At 68.2% G+C, this 18453-nt stretch carries 22 protein-coding genes; 21 read left to right on the top strand and 1 reads right to left on the bottom strand.

All coding sequences use genetic code 11. From position 1 onward, the window contains the following. The first annotated feature begins 543 nt into the window (after positions 1–543). The 12 genes from N8I74_RS18205 to hisD all read left to right on the top strand — a co-directional run bounded on the left by N8I74_RS18205 (position 544) and on the right by hisD (position 12600). On the top strand, positions 544–1725 hold the full coding sequence (locus tag N8I74_RS18205; RefSeq protein ID WP_263124623.1) for a type II secretion system F family protein: 1182 nt from the start codon (positions 544–546) through the stop codon (positions 1723–1725). After that, on the top strand, positions 1722–3392 hold the full coding sequence (locus N8I74_RS18200; protein WP_263124622.1) for a GspE/PulE family protein: 1671 nt from the start codon (positions 1722–1724) through the stop codon (positions 3390–3392). Before N8I74_RS18205 ends, N8I74_RS18200 begins: the two co-directional genes overlap by 4 nt. Further along, complete coding sequence (locus N8I74_RS18195) at positions 3379–4656, top strand: hypothetical protein (protein ID WP_263124621.1); 1278 nt, start codon at positions 3379–3381, stop codon at positions 4654–4656. The genes N8I74_RS18200 and N8I74_RS18195 overlap by 14 nt, the downstream gene beginning before the upstream one ends. Continuing rightward, complete coding sequence (gene pilO, locus N8I74_RS18190) at positions 4647–5219, top strand: type 4a pilus biogenesis protein PilO (RefSeq protein WP_263124620.1); 573 nt, start codon at positions 4647–4649, stop codon at positions 5217–5219. Before N8I74_RS18195 ends, pilO begins: the two co-directional genes overlap by 10 nt. Beyond that, complete coding sequence (locus tag N8I74_RS18185; protein ID WP_263124618.1) at positions 5216–5704, top strand: hypothetical protein; 489 nt, start codon at positions 5216–5218, stop codon at positions 5702–5704. The genes pilO and N8I74_RS18185 overlap by 4 nt, the downstream gene beginning before the upstream one ends. Then, positions 5701–8031 (top strand): secretin N-terminal domain-containing protein, encoded by a 2331-nt coding sequence (locus tag N8I74_RS18180; RefSeq protein WP_263124617.1) that lies wholly within the window; start codon positions 5701–5703, stop codon positions 8029–8031. The genes N8I74_RS18185 and N8I74_RS18180 overlap by 4 nt, the downstream gene beginning before the upstream one ends. A gap of 3 nt (positions 8032–8034) precedes the next feature. After that, positions 8035–8511, top strand: a complete 477-nt coding sequence (locus tag N8I74_RS18175; RefSeq protein ID WP_263124616.1) for a type II secretion system protein — start codon at positions 8035–8037, stop codon at positions 8509–8511. A gap of 1 nt (position 8512) precedes the next feature. Continuing rightward, complete coding sequence (locus N8I74_RS18170) at positions 8513–8896, top strand: type II secretion system protein (RefSeq protein ID WP_263124615.1); 384 nt, start codon at positions 8513–8515, stop codon at positions 8894–8896. Between the two features lie 23 nt (positions 8897–8919). After that, on the top strand, positions 8920–9462 hold the full coding sequence (locus tag N8I74_RS18165; RefSeq protein WP_263124614.1) for a hypothetical protein: 543 nt from the start codon (positions 8920–8922) through the stop codon (positions 9460–9462). After that, a complete protein-coding gene (locus N8I74_RS18160; protein ID WP_263124613.1) occupies positions 9463–10332 on the top strand; it encodes a rhodanese-like domain-containing protein in 870 nt (289 codons plus the stop codon). It abuts the gene before it with no gap. 5 nt (positions 10333–10337) lie between these two features. Continuing rightward, on the top strand, positions 10338–11177 hold the full coding sequence (locus tag N8I74_RS18155; RefSeq protein WP_263124612.1) for a transglutaminase-like domain-containing protein: 840 nt from the start codon (positions 10338–10340) through the stop codon (positions 11175–11177). 130 nt (positions 11178–11307) lie between these two features. Next, positions 11308–12600 (top strand): histidinol dehydrogenase, encoded by a 1293-nt coding sequence (gene hisD, locus N8I74_RS18150; protein ID WP_408611841.1) that lies wholly within the window; start codon positions 11308–11310, stop codon positions 12598–12600. A 45-nt stretch (positions 12601–12645) separates the two neighbouring features. Here hisD and N8I74_RS18145 read toward each other — a convergent pair whose 3' ends face one another. Then, positions 12646–13257 (bottom strand): cysteine hydrolase family protein, encoded by a 612-nt coding sequence (locus N8I74_RS18145; protein ID WP_263124611.1) that lies wholly within the window; start codon positions 13255–13257, stop codon positions 12646–12648. A gap of 231 nt (positions 13258–13488) precedes the next feature. On the opposite strand from N8I74_RS18145, the gene hisB reads away from it, so the two are divergent. The 9 genes from hisB to tatA all read left to right on the top strand — a co-directional run bounded on the left by hisB (position 13489) and on the right by tatA (position 18401). After that, positions 13489–14082, top strand: coding sequence for an imidazoleglycerol-phosphate dehydratase HisB (hisB, locus tag N8I74_RS18140; RefSeq protein ID WP_263124610.1), 594 nt, complete (start codon positions 13489–13491; stop codon positions 14080–14082). Positions 14083–14084: 2 nt separating this feature from the next. Beyond that, the gene (gene hisH / locus N8I74_RS18135) at positions 14085–14729 is read left to right on the top strand and encodes an imidazole glycerol phosphate synthase subunit HisH (protein ID WP_263124609.1); all 645 of its coding nucleotides are present in this window, start codon (positions 14085–14087) and stop codon (positions 14727–14729) included. A 236-nt stretch (positions 14730–14965) separates the two neighbouring features. Beyond that, positions 14966–15709: a 1-(5-phosphoribosyl)-5-[(5-phosphoribosylamino)methylideneamino]imidazole-4-carboxamide isomerase gene (gene hisA / locus N8I74_RS18130; RefSeq protein ID WP_263124608.1), complete on the top strand. Its 744-nt coding sequence runs from the start codon at positions 14966–14968 to the stop codon at positions 15707–15709. A gap of 72 nt (positions 15710–15781) precedes the next feature. Beyond that, positions 15782–16549, top strand: coding sequence for an imidazole glycerol phosphate synthase subunit HisF (gene hisF / locus N8I74_RS18125; protein ID WP_263124607.1), 768 nt, complete (start codon positions 15782–15784; stop codon positions 16547–16549). An 86-nt stretch (positions 16550–16635) separates the two neighbouring features. Further along, positions 16636–16983, top strand: a complete 348-nt coding sequence (locus N8I74_RS18120) for a DUF4232 domain-containing protein (RefSeq protein WP_263124606.1) — start codon at positions 16636–16638, stop codon at positions 16981–16983. 10 nt (positions 16984–16993) lie between these two features. Beyond that, the gene (hisI, locus tag N8I74_RS18115) at positions 16994–17383 is read left to right on the top strand and encodes a phosphoribosyl-AMP cyclohydrolase (protein ID WP_263124605.1); all 390 of its coding nucleotides are present in this window, start codon (positions 16994–16996) and stop codon (positions 17381–17383) included. 93 nt (positions 17384–17476) lie between these two features. Continuing rightward, positions 17477–17803, top strand: a complete 327-nt coding sequence (locus N8I74_RS18110; RefSeq protein WP_263124604.1) for a phosphoribosyl-ATP diphosphatase — start codon at positions 17477–17479, stop codon at positions 17801–17803. Between the two features lie 4 nt (positions 17804–17807). Then, positions 17808–18164: a histidine triad nucleotide-binding protein gene (locus N8I74_RS18105; RefSeq protein ID WP_263124603.1), complete on the top strand. Its 357-nt coding sequence runs from the start codon at positions 17808–17810 to the stop codon at positions 18162–18164. 21 nt (positions 18165–18185) lie between these two features. Beyond that, entirely contained in the window at positions 18186–18401 is a 216-nt protein-coding gene (gene tatA, locus N8I74_RS18100) for a Sec-independent protein translocase subunit TatA (RefSeq protein ID WP_263124602.1), read from the top strand. Positions 18402–18453: the final 52 nt, after the last annotated feature.

The following is an 18453-nucleotide window of genomic DNA, read 5'->3' as shown; positions in this document are numbered from 1 at the left end:
ATTGATGGGCATGCAAAAGGTGGGGTACATGAGTGGGCTCGCCAGGCGCATCGTGATGTACCGGCCGGCAGGTCGGGGCGCAGTCAGCTCGTGGCTGCGCTGTAGTGTGGGGCCGCTGCGGCGGTGCCTTTTCCGGCGCCGGCATCGATGTGCGATCGGCGTTGCTGTGCGCGGTACAGCCGCTGTCCGCACTGCGCCGGCCGGGGATGGGCCTATCCATACCGGATATCCGTAAGGCAATGGCGCAGGGCGGTGGCTGGCAACGGCGATACCATCGCTCCCGTTTGCCCCGATATGGCAACGGTATCGGATGCGGTGAGCCTGCCGCGGCGGGCCGCAGCCGGCCGGCACATGACGGCGCAGGCGCGACAAACCCGCCCGAGCCGCCCGAAGGCGTCGCTGCAATGCTGTCTGCTGCGCTAAGATCGCGGTCGCGGAACAGGGCAAGAAAAAAACTCAGGGAGTGGTTGTGAAACAGTGGGCAGGGGTGGGTGCCGCGGCGGGCGGGCGCCTTCTGGGGTTGGGGCGTGCGGGGTGGTTGCGGTGAGCTATGCGTTGCGCGTGCTGACGCAGGCGGGCAGGGAAGAGACCATCGCGGTCGACGCCGGCAGCGAAGCCGAGGCGCTGCGCAAGGCGGCGGCGCTCGGCGTCACCGTCGTCGGCATTGCCCGGCCTGACGCGCCGCGGCGGCGTGCCGGCGGGCGCTTTTCGCTGCTGCTGTTCAGCCAGGAACTGCTGGCGCTGCTGGAGGCGGGCCTGAATCTGACCGAGGCGCTGACCACATTGCAGCGCAAGGAGCGCGCCGCCACCGCCCGTACCTTGCTCGATGCGGTGGTACGCGGCCTGCAGCAGGGCGGCAACTTCTCCGATGTGCTCGCGCGCCATCCCGAACACTTTCCCGAACTCTATGTGGCCACCGTGCGTGCAGCCGAGCGTACCGGCAACCTGCAGGAAGTGCTGGCACGCTACATCGGCTACCAGCTGCAGTTCGACGCCATCCGCAAGAAGCTGGTGGCCGCTGCGATCTACCCGGTGATGCTGGTGCTGGTCGGCGGCTTCATCGCGCTGTTCCTGCTCGGCTACGTGGTACCGCGCTTCAGCGCGGTGTACGACGCCGCGGGGCGTGACATCTCGTTGCTGTCGGCGGCGCTGCTCGGCTTTGGCCGTTTCCTCAACAGCCATGGCTGGCAGGTGGCACTGGGCGCCGTGGCCGGCGCGGGTGCGCTGGGCTGGGGGTTGGCGCATCCCGGTGCACGGCGGCGCCTGGCCGAGCGCTTCTTCGCGCTGCCGTGGCTGGCGCGCAAGAGCGACGAATTCCGGATGGCGCGCTTCTACCGCGCCTGCAGCCTGCTGCTGCAGGCAGGCATCCCATTGCCCAAGGCCCTTTCGATGCTGGCCGGGCTGCTCTCGATGCCGCAGCAGGCGCGCCTGGCGCGCGCGCGGCGCGAGCTGGAATCCGGCAAGGCGTTCTCCGATGTGCTGCTGGCGCATGCGCTGGCCGGGCCGATCGACGAATCGCTGATCAAGGTGGGCGAGCGCGCCGGACGGCTCGCCGACATGCTCGAACGCGTGGCCCGCTTCTACGATGATGATTTCGCGCGCTGGCTCGACTGGCTCTCGCGCCTGCTCGAACCGGTGCTGATGGCGCTGATCGGCCTGGTGATCGGCACGGTGGTGGTGCTGCTGTATGTGCCCATCCTCGACCTGGCCGGGGGACTGCAATGAGCGGATCGACCGTATTGCAGCCGGCCGCGATCGCCGAGGCGCGGGCCGCGGCACTTGCGCAGGCACGCCCGCTGCTGACCGTGCTGGAAGAGGCGAGTGGCCTGCCGCCCGAGGGCTTTGTCGCGGCGCTGGGCGAGCTGTTCCGCTATCCGGTGCGGCCCATGTCCGCCTTGCTGGGACTGACGCCGCGTTTCGAGCTGCTCTCGTACGCCGAGTGTGCCCAGCGCGGCCTCATCTGCGCCGCCGATGACGAGCACCGGCTGTGGCTGATCGTGGCTGACCCGTTCGATGCCGAGCTGGAGGCCTGGATCGCCGCGCGCGTGCTGCAGCCCTTTGGCTGCGCGTTGGCGCATCGCGACGACATCACCGCGTTCCTGGCGCGGCAGGAAGAGCAACTGCGCGCGATGCACGGGCTGACCGACGGACAGGCCGGCGCCGGCGGCGGCGGCGAACACGTCGAGGACATCACGCTCGCCCGCATCAACGACGACGACAGCCCGGTGGTGCGGCTGGTCAACTCCACGCTGTACGACGCGCTCAAGCTGCAGGCGAGCGACATCCACCTCGAATGCGATGCCGGCTGCCTCTACATCAAGTACCGCATCGACGGCGTGATCGTCGAGATCGGCCAGGTCAACGGCCAGGAGATGGCCGAGCAGGTGGTGTCGCGGGTCAAGGTGATGGCGGATCTGGACATCGCCGAGCGGCGCATCCCGCAGGACGGCCGCTTCAAGGTACGGGTCAAGGGACGTGAAGTCGATTTCCGGGTATCGGTGATGCCCAACATCTTCGGCGAGGACGCGGTACTGCGTCTGCTGGACCGGCAGTCGCTGACCGAGGCAGCGCAGGCGCTGCGGCTGGACAGCCTGGGGCTGGATGAGGCCTCGATCGCCCAGATGCGGCGCCTGGCCGGCAAGCCCAACGGCATGCTGCTGGTGACCGGCCCCACCGGCAGCGGCAAGACCACCACCCTCTACGCCACGCTTACCGAGGTGCACACCGGGCAGGACAAGATCATCACCATCGAAGACCCGGTCGAATACCGGCTGCCGCGCGTGCTGCAGATCCCGGTCAACGAGAAGAAGGGCCTCACCTTCGCCAAGGGGCTGCGCTCCATCCTGCGGCATGACCCGGACAAGATCATGGTCGGCGAGATCCGCGACGAGGAGACCGCGCAGATCGCGGTGCAGGCAGCGCTCACCGGCCACCTGGTGTTCACCTCGGTGCACGCCAACAACGTGTTCGACGTGCTGGGCCGCTTCATGCATATGGGGGTGGACCCCTACAGCTTTGCCGCCGCGCTGAACGGCATTGTCGCGCAGCGGCTGCTGCGTACCAACTGCCCGCACTGCGCGGCCGACATCCCGCCGGATGCCGAGCAGGCGCATCTGCTCGGTCTGAGCGGGCTGGACCTGCGCGGCTGGCGGCTGCGTGCCGGCCAGGGCTGCGGGCAATGCCGCGGCACCGGTTACAAGGGCCGGCGCGCGGTGGTCGAGGTGATGGTGATGAACGATGTGCTGCGTGAACTGATCGCGTCCAAGGCGCCGGTGGCCCGTCTCAAGGAAGAGGCGCAGCAGGCCGGGATGCGGCCGCTGCGGCTGCAGGCGCTCGAATGGGTGGCGCGCGGCGAGACCACGTTGCAGGAGGTGATGCGTGTCGTCGGCTGAGGCGCGGATCTATCTGCACGCCGATGGCGTGCGCTGGCGCGATGCGGGGGCCGGTGCCGACGAGGCGCTCGACCTGCCCGCCGGCCTGCGATTGCCGGCGCCGGCGGCAGTGGACGCCTTGCCGGCGCTGCTGGCGCCGATCTGGCAGGGCCTGCGTGCGCGTCGCGTGCGCGTGCTGCTGGCCGCCAACCTGTTGCAATGGTTCAGCCTGCCTTGGAGCCGCGCGCTGCTGGATGCACACGGCGCACAGGTGCAATGCCGGCTGCGGCTCCTCGATCTCTTGGGCGAGGCGCGCGCGGCGGCGGCACTGTGCCGCGTCGCGCCCATCGCCTTTGGCCAGCCGGCCGGCGCCGCGTGCCTGGACCGCGCACTGTTCGATCTGCTGGCCGACGGCGCCGCCCGCCATGGCAAGCAGTTGCAGGGCGTGCGCGTGCTGGCGGTGGATGCCTGGCGCCGCGTGCGTGGCCAGGTGTCCGAGGCGCGCTACGGCTGCGCTGTCGTCGAGCCCGGCGCGCTGACCCTGTTCGTGGCCGAAGGCGGCAGCTTGCGCCAGGTGTTCGCGCAGGCTTGGCATGACGATTGGGCCGAAGCGCTCTCGCTGCTGTGGCACCGCGTCCAGGTACGCGGGTTGCCGGCAATGCCGCTGCATGTATTGCCACTGGTCCACAGCGGCCCGTTGCCGCCGCTGCCGGGGCAGCCGCTGCGCTGGCCCGGAACGGCATCGCTGCTGGATGGCCCGGCCGGCACCGGTTGGCCGGAGTTCGCCGCTGCCAAGCGCGGCGCGCTGCCGGGGCGCGTGCTGCTCGGCGCCGGCGCGCTGGCCGTGCTGGCGGCCGGGTTCGGACTGTGGCAGGCGCAGACCGAAGCGGCGGCGGCACAGGCGGCGCTCGCAGCCGCCGCGCCGCGTGCCGCCGTGCCCGGCCCGCAACTGACCGAGCTGCAGCGTACGCAGCTGCGTCAACAGGTCGCGGCCGTGAACCGGTTGGTCGCGCAGCTCAATCTGCCGTACCCCGCGTTGATGGCTGCGCTGACACCCGCGCCGGACAGCCGCGTGGCGCTGCGCGATATCCAGATCCGGCAAAGCGGTGCGGGTGCGCAGATCCGTATCGCCGCCTCCGGGCGCGATACGGAGGCAATGACCGCCTACTATGCCCGCTTGCTGGCCCATCCGCGCCTGCGGCAGGTGCAATTGTCCAAGCACGCACTCGTCACCGACGCCGCGACACCGCAATTCGAATTCGAACTGGAGGCGCTATGGCAATGATGGCGCTGTGGTTGCGCTGGGCCTGGCTGCGCTGCCGGCTGGGGCTGGGGCTGGGACCGGCCGGGGTGGCCGGCGTGCTGCTGCTGGGCGTGGGTCTGGCGTTGCTGCTGCAGGCAGCTGAGGCGCGACGGCAGGCCCGGTCGGTCACGGCGGCTCTGAAGACCGCCGCCCCCGCGGCTCGGATGCCGCTCACGGCGCCCGCCACGCCGGTGGATGATCTGCCGGCCTTCTACGCCGCGTTGCCGCAACAGCGCGCGCTGCCACTGCTGCTTGACCAGGTGTTCAAGGCGGCCGGGCGGCAACGGCTGCAGCTGGCGGCCGGCCAATACCAGCTGCTGCGCGACGAGCGGGCCGGCGTGCTGCGCTATCGGTTGCAGCTGCCGGTGGCAGGGCGCTACGAGCAGATTGCGGGCTTCGTCGGCGATGTCCTGCAACGCATGCCGACGCTGGCGGTGGAATCGATCGATCTGAAGCGCGAGCGCATCGAGACCGAGGCGCTCACGGCCGAGTTGCAGCTGTCGCTGCTGCTGCGGCCCGATCCGGTGCAGGAGCCGGCGCCATGACCGCGCGGCAGCGGCTGGCACTGCTGCTGATCGCCCTTGCCGGCGCCACCGCGCTGACCTGGTGGAGCGGCCGCACCGACGAAGCGCCGGCGCTGGCGGTCGTCCGCCGGAATGTTGCGCCGGCGGCACCCGCCGCCGCCACGCCACCCGGGAAAGCGCTGGCGGTGCTGCAGCCGCGCGGCCGGCTGGATGGCGGCAACCCGTTCCGCAGCGCCGGCTGGGAGCCCACCCCGGCGCCGGCCACGCTGCTGCCGCCGCCCGCGCCACCGCAGGCACCGCCGCTGCCGTTCCGGCTCCTGGGACGCTATGTCGATGGCGAGCGGCAGTCGTTCTTCCTGCAGTACGGGGAGCGCAACGTGGTGGCCACCGTCGGCGATGTGATCGATGAGACCTACCGGCTTGTCTCGTTCGAGCAAGGCGTCCTGAATTTCAACTATCTGCCGCTGGACATCGATCAGACCCTGGCAGTCGGAGAACAAAATTGAAGCGCTTGATCCACCGTGCACCGGGCCTGTTCGCGCGCCGCGTCGCGCTGCTGTGCGCGCTGCTGGTCCTGACCGGCTGCGCCGGACACCAGGCGTTCCGCGAGGCCAAGGCCCTGGCCGCAGCCGGGCGGCAGCAGGAGTCGCTCTCCAAGCTGGAGGAAGCCACGCGGCTTGAGCCGGGCAACGCCGAATACCGCATCGCACTGATGACGCAGCGCAACCTGCTGGTCGGCCAGGCGCTGCGCCGGGCCGACGAGGCGCGTCGCGCCGGCGACATCGGCGAAGCGGAGAAAGGCTATCGCCAGGTACTGGTGCTCGATCCTGAGAATGCCATGGCCACGCAGGGGCTGGCGGCGCTGTACCAGGAACGCAAGCATCGCCAGGCACTGGCCGGGATCGAAGCGCTGCTCGGGGCCGGTGATGCGGTGGCGCTGGAGCAGGCGGCCGAGAAACTGCGTGTCGTGCTCGCCGAGAACCCGCAGCAGCGGGAAGCGCTGCTGCTCAAGGAGCGGCTCGCCGTCGCCGTCAGGCCGGCCGATGCTGCCGATGCGCTGGCAGCCAAGTTCAAGAAGCCGATCACGCTGGAGTTCCGCGATGCGCCGTTCAAGTCGGTGTTCGACGTGATCTCCAAGGTGTCGGGGCTGAATTTCTTCTTCGACAAGGAGATCCGGCCCGATCTGAAGGTGACCGTGCTGGCGAAAAACACCTCGATCGAGGATGCGGTGCGGCTGATGCTGGTGACCAACCAGCTCGAACAGAAGGTGCTGGGGCCCGACGCCATCCTGATCTATCCGAATACGCCGCAGAAGGCCAAGGACTACCAGTCGCTCTCGGTACGCTCGTTCTTCATCGCCAACGCCGACGTGAAGGCGGTCGCCAACACGCTCAAGACCATCCTCAAGGTCAAGGACATGGTGCTCGACGAGCGCCTCGGGATCGTCATCGTCCGCGACACACCCGAGGTGATCCGCATGGCCGAGCGGCTGATCGCACTGCAGGATGTGGCCGATCCGGAGGTGATGCTGGAAGTGGAGGTGCTGGAGGTGCAGCGCTCGCGGCTGATGGAGCTGGGCATCCGCTGGCCGGAGCAGCTGACACTGGCGCCGCTGGTGTCGCAGGGCGCCTCGCTGACGCTGAACGACCTGCTCAACCTGAGCCGCAACCGGATCGCCGCCTCGGTGGGCAACACCACGCTCAATGCGCGCAAGGAGGACCAGGACAGCAATATCCTCGCCAATCCGCGCATCCGCGTGCGCAACAAGGAAAAGGCCAAGATCATGATCGGCGACCGGGTGCCGGTGTTCACCACCAGCCAGAACGGCACCTCCGGCTTCGCCTCCGAGTCGGTCAGCTACCTGGACGTGGGGCTGAAGCTGGAAGTGGAGCCCAACATCTATCTGGACGAGGACGTGGCCATCCGCATCAACCTGGAGGTCTCCAACATCATCCGCGAGGTGATCGGCTCGGCCAAGTCGATCGCCTATCAGATCGGCACGCGCAACGCGTCCACGGTACTGCGGCTGAAGGACGGCGAGACCCAGGTGCTGGCCGGGCTGATCAACGACGAGGACCGCAGTACCGGCAACCGCGTACCGGGGCTGGGCGAGTTCCCGCTGCTGGGGCGGTTGTTTGGCAGCCAGAAGGACGATGCCAAGCGCAGCGAGATCATGCTGGCGATCACGCCACGCATCATCCGCAGCGTGCGCCGGCCCGATCTCATCAATACCGAGTTCGATTCGGGCACCGAGACCGCGGTGGGCGCCAAGCCGCTGCGCCTGGTGCCGGTGCCGGCCGAGGGCAAGGGCGAGGCGCCGGCCAAGGGCACGACGGCCCCGGCCACCAGCACCCAGGTGTCGCCACAGCCGGCGTCGGCTGCACCCGCAGCTGCACCCGCAGCGATCGGCACGGCACAGGCGGGCGGGCTTGGCTTCTCGTGGGCGGGGCCGGCCGCGGTGCGCGTCGGCGAGCAGTTCAGCATCAGCCTGCAGGTCAGCAGCAACGGGCCGCTGCAGGGTGTGCCGCTGCTGATCGGCTATGACCCGGCCACCGTACAGCTCGTCTCGGTGCAGGAAGGCGACTTCCTCAAGCAGCAGGGCGGCGAGACCGTCTTCAACCAGCGCAGCGATCCGGCGCAGGGCAAGGTGTTCGTCTCCAATGTGCGGCGCAACGCCGCCGGCATCAACGGCAATGGCGCGCTGGCAAGCTTCACCTTCAAGGCGCTCAAGGCCGGCGAGGCGCGCATCAACCTGGTCTCGGTCAGCCCGGAGCCGGCACCGGCGCAACCGTTGCCGCTGCCGCTGACCCATACGCTCAAGGTCGGGAACTGAGCCATGGCCGGGCGGCGCATCCGCGGCTTCACCTTCATCGAGCTGATGGTGACGCTGGCCATCATGGCGGTGCTCGCGCTGGTGGCCACGCCGGTGGCGCAGCTGGCGGCGCAGCGGGCCAAGGAGAGCGAGCTGCGCGCGGCACTGCGCGAGATCCGCACCGCGATCGACGCCTACAAACGCGCCGCCGAGCAGGGGCGCATCGCGCTGGCACTCGGCGAATCGGGCTATCCCAAGACGCTGGAGGAGCTGGTGGACGGCGTGGACGACATCCGTAGTCCGCAAAAGCAGAAGCTGTATTTCCTGCGCCGCCTGCCACGCGATCCGTTTGGCGACGCCACGCTGGCACCGGCGCAAAGCTGGGGCCGGCGCAGCTATGCCTCGCCCGCCGACGCACCCGCCGAGGGCGAGGACGTGTACGACGTGTATTCGCAGTCGGACAAGGCCGGGCTCAACGGTGTGCCCTACCGGGAGTGGTGAGATGAAGCGGCTGACCCGTCTGCGTGCGTTCACATTGATCGAACTCCTGGTGGTGCTTGCCATCGTGGCCATGCTGACCACCATCGCCCTGCCGCGCTACTTCCAGTCGCTTGACCATGCCAAGGAAGGCGTGCTCAAGGAAAACCTGCTGGTCCTGCGGCGCAGCATCGACCGCTTCCACGCCGACAAAGGGCGCTATCCGAACGACCTTGCCGAACTGGTGAGCGCGCGCTACCTGCACGCGGTGCCGGTCGATCCGTTGACCGACTCGGCCGAGACCTGGGTGGTGGCGCCGCCGCAGGACGGCGAGCCGGGCGGTGTGGCGCAGGTACACAGCGGCGCCTCGGGCACCGCGCAGGACGGCACGGCGTTCGGCGCATGGTGATACCGTCTGGTCCGGCACCCGCTATGCGATCCCGGTGCGACGGCTTCGCCTATCTGTTCCTGCTGTTCGCGCTGCTGCTGCTGGCGCTGGGTGCATTGCTGGCGGTGGAGGTGGATGCCACCCAGGTACGGCGCGAGCGCGAGGAGGAGCTGCGCTTCATCGGCGGACAGTTCCGCGCCGCGCTGCGCAGCTACCATCGGGGCGCGGTGGTCGGCGGCCGTGGGGAGTATCCGGGCGAGCTGGCGGACCTGCTTGCCGATCCACGCTCGCAGGTGGTGCGCCGTCATCTGCGCGCGCTGTATCGGGACCCGATCACCGGCAAGGCCGAATGGGGCGTGCGGCGCGAGCAGGGGCGCATCGTGTGCGTGCACTCGCTCAGCGAGGCGGCACCGGTCAAGGAAGAGGGCTTCGAGCCCGACGAAGTCGGTTTTGCAAAGGCCGGACGTTACCGGGACTGGCTGTTCTGCGACCCACCGCAACGCGCGGCCGACCTGCAGAACGGCACCGCCCCGGCCCTGACACCGTTGACACCCATACCGACACAGCAACCGGGAGGTCTGCAGTAGATGCATACATGGATCGGCGTGCTCACCTTCGCCCTTGCCGCCGGCGCCGGCGCACTGGAATTGCCCGAATCGGTGCGTGCCTTGCCGCGCCAGGGGTCGCAATGCAAGCAGCAGGACGCGTCGGGCAACGATGCGCCGCCGCCGCTCGCGCCCGAGCCGGTGCCCGACTTTGCCTGCGCCGCTGGCGCCCTGGCGGTGCAGCAGCGCGGGGCCGCGGCCATGCTGATCGATCTGCGGCGTGCCGACCAGTTTGCTGCCTACCATATTCCCGGCGCGGTGCAGCTGTCGGCCAGCGAACTCAGGTCGCGTCCGTTCCTGAAGGGCAAACCGTTGGTGCTGGTCGGGTCGGGCCGGCAGGACGTGGAGCTGTACGCGCTATGCGGGGAGTTGAAGCGGGCCGGCTTTGCACGGGTCGAGGTCCTGCAGGGGGGGCTGCTGAACTGGGTGCGGCAGGGATTCGCCGTTGCCGGCAATCCGCCGGCCGCAGTCGAGCTGGCGCGCCTGCAGCCGGACGAGCTGTACCAGGCCAGCCGCTTCAGCGAGAACGCCATCCTCGCGCTGCCGGACAGCGCCGGCCTGCGCGAACAGCTGTTGCAGGCGGTACCGCTGGCCAAGGCCACGCCGGATGCGGTGCAGGCCTTGCTCAAGGCCCGGCGCAAGGCGCTGCCGGGCGTGCCGCTCGCCGCCGTCACGCTGGTGGGTGACGCCGCGCTCGACGGGGCGGCTTGGCAGGCGCTGCAGCGCGCATTGCCGCAGGTGCCGGTGCTGCACTACAGCGGCGCAGCCGAGTACCAGCGTTTTGCACGGCAGCAGCAGGCGCAGTGGCAGGCGCGCGAGCGCGGCCCCAAGCAGCCGCGCTGCGGTGGTTGAACGCGATGCGGCGCAGGCAGTTCCTGTCCGGCTGCGCGGCGCTGGCGCTGGGCTGGACCCTGCCCGTCGCGGCGCAGCCGCGCCAACGGTTGGTACGGCAGCAACTGATGCTTGGCAACCCCGCCGCGGCGCCGCTGCGCGAGGCCACGGCCTGGTTCTATGTGCCGATGCGCCGCGCCGCCGGCCAGACGCGGCTGGAGCTGCATATCGATGCACCGCACCGGCTGCACGACGATGCAAGGGGCAACACCCTGGTCGAGGTGCCGATCCGCGAGCTGGCGCCGTTCGACAAGAAGCTGGTGCGGGTGCAGGCGGTGCTGGGTGAGCAGCAGCAGACTGTCCTGGACGACCCTGCCGGGTATCTGGGCCCTGAACCCTATATCGAAGCGGATGCCGCGCCGCTGCGCGAACTGGCGCAGACCCTGCGCCAGGCTGCGCCGCCCGATACGGCGCGGGCGATCTACCACTGGGTGCGTGGCAATCTTGTCTATGCCGGCTTTGTCGCCGAGGACCAGGGCGCCGCGTATGCGCTGCGCCAGCGACGCGGCGACTGCACCGAATACGCCTACCTCGTGACCGCGCTGGCCCGTGCCTGCGGCATCCCGGCACGGGCGATGGGCGGCTATGTGCTGGAACGCGATGGCCTGGCGCGCTCGGTGGACTACCACAACTGGTGCGAGCTGTGGCTGGATGGCCAGTGGCAGGTGGTCGACGCGCAGAAGGAGGATTTCCTGCCGCCGCCGCTGCGCTATATCGCCTACCGCGTCGTGCAGCGTACCGCAGCCGGTGCCGCCGGCATCAGCAAGTTCGGCGGCTCGCCGGGGCTGAAGGTCACGATGGAATAGCGGGTTGTCCACCGCCTTCCGGCGCCATGGCGCTGCCACGCTGCAGCGGTTTGCAGCAGCACCGACGCGGACGCCTGCTCGGGGCTCTTGGGTATAATCGGCGTTTCCGTCCTCTTTCGGCTGTGCTGCCATGATCCGCCGCCTCGATTCCCGCTCCCCTGATTTCCAGGCCCAGCTGCGCGCGCTGCTGGCATTCGAAACCTCGCAGGACCCGCAGGTCGATGCTGCGGTGGCCGGCATCCTTGCCGAGGTGAAGGCGTGCGGCGATGCCGCGGTGGTGGCCTACACCAACCGCTTCGACGGCACCCAGGCGCAGACGCTGGCGGAGCTGGAGCTGTCGCAGCATGAGTTGAAGGCCGCGTTCGAGCGGCTGCCGGCGGCCAGGCGCGAGGCGCTGGTGGCGGCGGCACAACGGGTGCGCCAATACCACGAGCGTCAGCGAGCCGACTCGTGGAGCTATCGCGACGAGGACGGCACGCTGCTGGGCCAGCAGATCACGCCGCTGGACCGGGTCGGGGTCTATGTGCCCGGCGGCAAGGCGGCCTATCCGTCGTCGGTGCTGATGAATGTGCTGCCGGCGCACGTGGCCGGCGTGCCCGAGATCATCATGGTGGTGCCCACCCCGCGCGGCGAGAAGAACGATCTGGTGCTGGCCGCGGCGCATGTCGCAGGCGTGACCCGTGCCTTCACCGTCGGCGGTGCGCAGGCGGTGGGTGCGCTTGCCTACGGCACCGAGACCATTCCGCAGGTGGACAAGATCACCGGCCCGGGCAATGCCTACGTCGCTGCCGCCAAGCGGGCGGTGTTCGGCATCGTCGGCATCGACATGGTGGCCGGCCCCTCGGAGATCCTGGTGATCTGCGATGGTGGCACCGATCCGGACTGGGTGGCGATGGATCTCTTCAGTCAGGCCGAGCACGACGAGATCGCCCAGGCCATCCTGCTGTGCCCGGACGCGGCGTTCATCGAACGCGTCGAGGCAAGCATCGCCAGGCTGCTGCCCACCATGCCGCGGCGCGCGATCATCGAGGCGTCGCTTGCCAACCGCGGTGCGCTGATCCAGGTGGCGGATCTGGTCGAAGCCTGCGAGATCGCCAACTACATCGCTCCGGAGCATCTGGAGCTGTCGGTGGCCGAACCCGAAGCGTGGCTGCCCCGGCTGCGCCACGCCGGCGCGATCTTCATGGGACGTTTCACCAGCGAGTCGCTCGGCGACTACTGCGCGGGGCCCAACCACGTGCTGCCGACCGCGCGCACCGCGCGCTACGCCAGTCCGCTCGGCGTATACGATTTCCAGAAACGCACCAGCCTGATCAACGTCTCCGAGCTGGGCGCGCAGAAGCTGGGCCGCATCGCCAGCGAGTTGGCGCACGGCGAGGGCTTGAGTGCCCATGCGCGCGCCGCCGAGATGCGCCTGAAGTAGACGGACCGGCGCCATGCGAGGCAGCCCGGCCCGTGTGATGCCGTCTCACACCAGCCCGCGCGCGCGCCGATTGGAGGTCAGGATGTCGTCACGCTCCGGCGCGGCGCCGCTGGCGAGCGTCTCGACCCACTCCTCGGTGCGCAGTACCGCGGCGAAGCCGGACTGCATCACCACCAGCGTCACCCGGTGGATCTCCTCGGCGCTGGCGCTGCCGGCGCGGTTGGCCAGCGGCAGCGTACCGCTGGCATCGGACAGGAACTCGACCGCATAGCCTTCGTGCGCCGCCTGCTTCACCGTTGCATCGTCGCAGTTCTGGGTCATGTAGCCCGCCACCGTCAGCGTATCGATGCCGCGAGCGCGCAGCCAATCGCCAAGGCCGGTGCCGGCCAGCGCGCTTGGCAGCCGTTTCTGCACCAGATGATCGTGTGGCCGATGTGCCACCGCCTCATGCAGCCGCCAGCTGGGGCTGCCGGTGCCGAACAGCCCGGCGCTTGCCGGGGCTGCCTGCTGCACCATCACGATCGGTACGCCTGCGGCCTGCGCCGCGTCCATCGCCCGCCCCACGTTATGCAACGTCTGCGCCAGCGGCGGGTATTCGATCGGCAGTTCGGCGGCGTAGGCATTCTGTACATCGATCACGATCAGTGCACGTGGCATGGCGATTCTCCGGGTCTGGGGCCGGGTGGCCCGTCGGAGGTGAAGCATGCCGCAGCGCGTTACGGCACCGCGATTGGCCTGATGGACATTTCCCGTTGCAATCGGGCCAAAAGGACTGCAACCGACCTGTCCCGCCGGCCAGCGGCCCGGCCTTGCTTACGTGCTGCGCTTCCCGCCGCGTCGGTTCTGGGTGACAATCGCATTTCTGTTTTCGTGTCACCGCTCTTGCCCATGCGCCAAGCCACCGTCACCCGCAATACGCTCGAAACCCAGATCACCGTCACGATCAACCTCGATGGCAGCGGGCAGTCCCGCTTCGATACCGGCGTGCCGTTCTTCGAGCACATGCTCGATCAGGTGGCGCGCCATGGGCTGTTCGATCTGGATATCGTCGCCAAGGGCGATCTGCATATCGATGCCCACCATACCGTCGAGGACGTCGGGATCACGCTGGGCCAGGCGTTTGCCAAGGCGGTGGGCGACAAGAAGGGCATCCGTCGCTACGGCCACAGCTATGTGCCGTTGGACGAGGCGCTCTCGCGCGTGGTGGTCGACCTTTCCGGACGGCCGGGCCTCGAATACGCGTGCGACTATACCCGCGCGGTGATCGGCCAGTTCGACGTGGACCTGTTCGGCGAATTCTTCCGTGGTTTCGTCAACCATGCCGCGGTGACGCTGCATATCGACAACCTCAAGGGTCAGAACGCGCATCACCAGGCCGAGACGATCTTCAAGGCGTTGGGGCGCGCGCTGCGCATGGCCTGCGAGTTCGATGAACGGATGGCGGGCGTCACCCCGTCCACCAAAGGCACGCTGGTAGGCTGAACATGCAACGGATTGCGATCGTCGATTACGGCATGGGCAACCTGCATTCGGTGACCAAGGCGTTGCAGCGGGTTGCCGCCGGGCAGGCCGATGTGGTGCTCACCCAATCGCCAGCGGTGGTGGCCGGCGCCGACAAGGTGGTCTTTCCCGGTCAGGGGGCGATGCCCGACTGCATGCGCCATCTGGATGAGTCCGGGCTCAAGGCCGAGGTGCTGCAGGCGGCGCGCGAGCGGCCCTTTCTCGGCATCTGTGTCGGCGCCCAGCTGCTGTTCGAGCGCAGCGAGGAGGGCCCGACTGAAAGTCTGGGCGTGTTCAAGGGCGAGGTGCGGCGCTTTCCCGCCGCCAGGATGGTCGATGCCGATGGCCGCAAGCTCAAGGTGCCGCACATGGGCTGGAACCGGATGTTCGTCGTGCGTGGGCATCCGCTGTGGCACGGCATCGAGGATGGCGAACGCTTCTACTTCGTGCACAGCTACCACTTCGCGCCCATCGAGGATATCGCGGTGATCGAAGCGGCCTACCCCTACCGTTTTGCCGCAGCGGTGGCGCGCGGCAACATCTTCGCCATCCAGTGTCACCCGGAAAAGAGCGCGCATGCGGGACTCAAGTTGCTGGAAAATTTCGTAAACTGGGACGGCCGTGCTTGAAAACCCAGGGTTGCTCGAAGCATGATGCCCATGCAATCCCGTGCGGGATCCGGCGCCGCACCGATGCCCGGTGTGACGACGATGGCCCCGCGGCTGCCAATGCCTGATCACCGGCGCGCCATGGCATACGGCCCGGCTGATGTTGTGTCGTATTCGCGTCCGACGCGCAGGATCGGGCAGATCCGGTTGCGACGGACAAACCGCTTTTTCATTTTCCTTTCTTCTATCGACTCATCATGCTGATCATCCCCGCCATCGACCTCAAGGACGGCCAGTGCGTGCGCCTGCGCCAGGGTGAAATGGACGACGCCACGGTGTTCTCCGACGATCCGGCAAGCTTTGTGAGCCACTGGCTTGGCCAGGGTGCGCGCCGTATGCATCTGGTGGACCTGAACGGCGCCTTCGCCGGCAAGCCCAAGAACCTGGACGCGGTCAAGCGCATCATCGCCGCCGTCGACGGCGACGTGCCGGTGCAGCTGGGCGGCGGCATCCGGACGCTGGAAACCATCGAGATGTACCTGGACGCCGGCATCGACTACGTGATCATCGGTACCGCGGCGGTCAAGCAGCCCGGGTTCCTGCACGAGGCCTGCGATGCGTTTCCCGGTCACATCATCGTCGGGCTCGATGCCAAGGACGGCAAGGTGGCCACCGATGGCTGGAGCAAGATCACCGATCACGACGTGATCGATCTCGCACAGCGCTTCCAGGGTTATGGGGTCGAGAGCGTGATCTACACCGACATCGGCCGTGACGGCATGCTCTCGGGCGTCAACATCGAGGCCACCGTGCGGCTGGCGCAGGCGCTGACCATCCCGGTGATCGCCTCGGGGGGGCTGACCGACCTCAACGATGTGCGCCGGCTGGCCGAAGTGGCCGCCGAAGGCATCGAGGGCGTGATCACCGGCCGGGCCATCTACGAGGGCACGATCGACTTCAAGGCGGCCCAGACGCTGGCCGACGAGCTGATCGCCGCCTGACACCGGGTGCGGGCGTGTCGCCCGTCCCCGGTCCTTTTGCATCGACCTGCGCCTTGCGCCCCGAGCCTTGCCATGCCCCTTGCCAAACGCATCATCCCTTGCCTTGACGTCACCGCCGGACGCGTGGTCAAAGGCGTCAACTTCGTCGGCCTCAGGGATGCCGGCGACCCGGTCGAGATCGCACAGAAATACGACGCGCAAGGCGCGGACGAGCTGACCTTTCTCGACATCACCGCCAGCTCCGACGAGCGCGACCTCATCCTGTCGGTGATCGAGGCGGTGGCGAGCCAGGTGTTCATTCCGCTGACCGTCGGCGGCGGTGTGCGCCAGGTGTCCGATGTGCGGCGGCTGCTCAATGCCGGTGCCGACAAAGTCAGCATCAACACCACCGCGGTGACCAACCCCGAGGTGGTGCAGGGTGCCGCCGACCGTTTCGGCAGCCAAGCCATCGTGGTGGCGATCGATGCCAAGGCGGTCGACGCGGACAACACCCGCTGGGAGGTGTTCACCCATGGTGGGCGCAAGCCCACCGGGCTCGATGCGGTGGAGTGGGCCTGCAGGATGCAGCAGTACGGTGCCGGCGAGATCCTGCTCACCAGCATGGACCGCGACGGCACGCGTATCGGCTTCAATCTGCCGCTGACGCGCGCGGTCTCGGATGCGCTCGACATCCCGGTGATCGCCTCGGGCGGGGTGGGCAATCTGGCGCACCTGGTCGACGGCGTGCGCGAAGGGCATGCCGACGCGGTACTGGCGGCGTCGATCTTCCATTTCGGCGAATACACCGTGCGCGAGGCCAAGCAGGCGATGCGCGATGCCGGCATCGAGGTCCGCCTGTAGGCAGGGCGGCGACGATCATCGAGCGCCGCCTGCGCCATGGCGTCGCGGCGCGTTAAGGTACCCCTTCCCCTGCCAGGAACCCCATCATGCGTTTTCTTGCCACGCTTGCCCTCATGCTGATCGCCGGCGCTGCGCTGGCCTGCGACCTCGCAGTCAGCACGCCGTCGCCGGAGCTCAACGTGACCGTGGACAATATGCGCCACGGCACCCGGAACGAGCTGACGTTGTTCCTCACGCTGCGCAACCAGGGCAAGGCCCCGATCAAGCTTGCGGGTGCGACCGGGCTGGACGTGCTGGACGATCAAGGCCGGCGCGTGGCCCCAAGCCGGGTGGACGGTGCGGTCACCGAGCTTGCCGCCGGCCAGAGCGCCAAGGTGGTGAGCCACTACCTGCCCAGCCCGGACTACACGGCGACACGGCTGGATCTGAAATGACGGAGTACCGATGAGCGATTGGCTCAATGAAATCGTGTGGGACGACAAGGGCCTCGTGCCCGTGATCGCGCAGGACCGCGCCAGCGGCCGGGTGCTGATGTTCGCCTACGCCAACCGTGAGGCGGTGGCGCTCACGGCCGAGAAGTATACCGCGCATTACTACACCCGCAGCCGGGGCCGGCTGTGGCACAAGGGCGAGGAAAGCGGGCACTTCCAGACCGTGCACGAGATCCGCCTCGATTGCGATGGCGACGTACTGATCTACCTGATCGACCAGCAGGGCGGCATCGCCTGCCATACCGGCCGGCAAAGCTGCTTCTTCCGGGTGCTGCAGGACGGCGCGTGGCGCACAGCGGACCCGGTGCTCAAGGACCCGGACGAGATCTATCGGCCCCGTTGATCCGTGCGAGGTGCGATCGCATGCAGTACCGGGCGGCGCGCCAACGCGAAACGGCAATATAATCGCGTTTTAATTGCGCTCGGGGCACTTCCCATGGTTTCCGCAGACATACTTGAACGCCTGTCCGCCACCCTTGCGCAGCGGCGCGATGCCGACCCGTCGGTCTCCTACGTGGCCAAGCTGTTCCACAAGGGCACCGACGCCATCCTGAAGAAAGTCGGGGAAGAAGCGGTGGAAGTGGTGATGGCGGCCAAGGATGGCGAGCAGCTGGCACTGGTGCGCGAAGTCGCCGACCTGTGGTTCCATACGCTGGTGCTGCTGGCGCACAACGGGCTCAGCCACGAGGATGTGCTGGCCGAACTGGCGCGCCGCGAAGGCATCTCTGGCATCGAGGAAAAAGCCTCGCGCAAACAGGATTGAACACATGACCGACTGCATTTTCTGCAAGATCGCCAACGGGGAGATCCCCTCGAACAAACTGTTCGAAGACGACGATGTGCTGGTGTTCCACGATATCCATCCGGTGGCGCCGGTGCACTTCCTGGTGGTGCCCAAGACCCACCTCACCTCGCTCGCGCAGGCCGACGACATCCATCAGGCGCTGCTGGGCAAGCTGTTGCTGGTCGGGGCGCGCTGCGCGCACGAGCTGGGGCTGGCCGAGGGCTTCCGCACCATCGTCAATACCGGTGCAGGGGGCGGGCAGACCGTTTTCCACCTGCATGTCCACGTGATCGGCGGCCCGGGATTGTCGCCGCGCATCGCCGAAGTCGTTACCCACTAAACACGCAATCGGAGCAATACCATGGGTTCGTTCAGTATCTGGCACTGGCTGGTCGTGCTGCTCATCATCGTCCTGGTGTTCGGCACCAAGAAGCTTGGCAACATCGGCAAGGATCTGGGATCGGCGGTGCGCGGTTTCAAGGATGGCGTCAAGGGTGAGGACGAGACGGCAGCGCGCGCCGAATCGGGCAAGGAGCAGGGCCGCGTGATCGACGCCGCCCAAAGCGACAAGCGCTGACCCGGCGTGCCCGCCCGGGCGCGCCATCTTCCATCCTCCCTGGGTTTTTCTG

Source organism: Chitiniphilus purpureus (assembly GCF_025642115.1).
Classification (GTDB): Bacteria; Pseudomonadota; Gammaproteobacteria; order Burkholderiales; family Chitinibacteraceae; genus Chitiniphilus; species Chitiniphilus purpureus.
The sequence above is the reverse complement of the archived record's forward strand: the minus strand, read 5'-3'. Positions and strand labels throughout refer to the sequence as shown.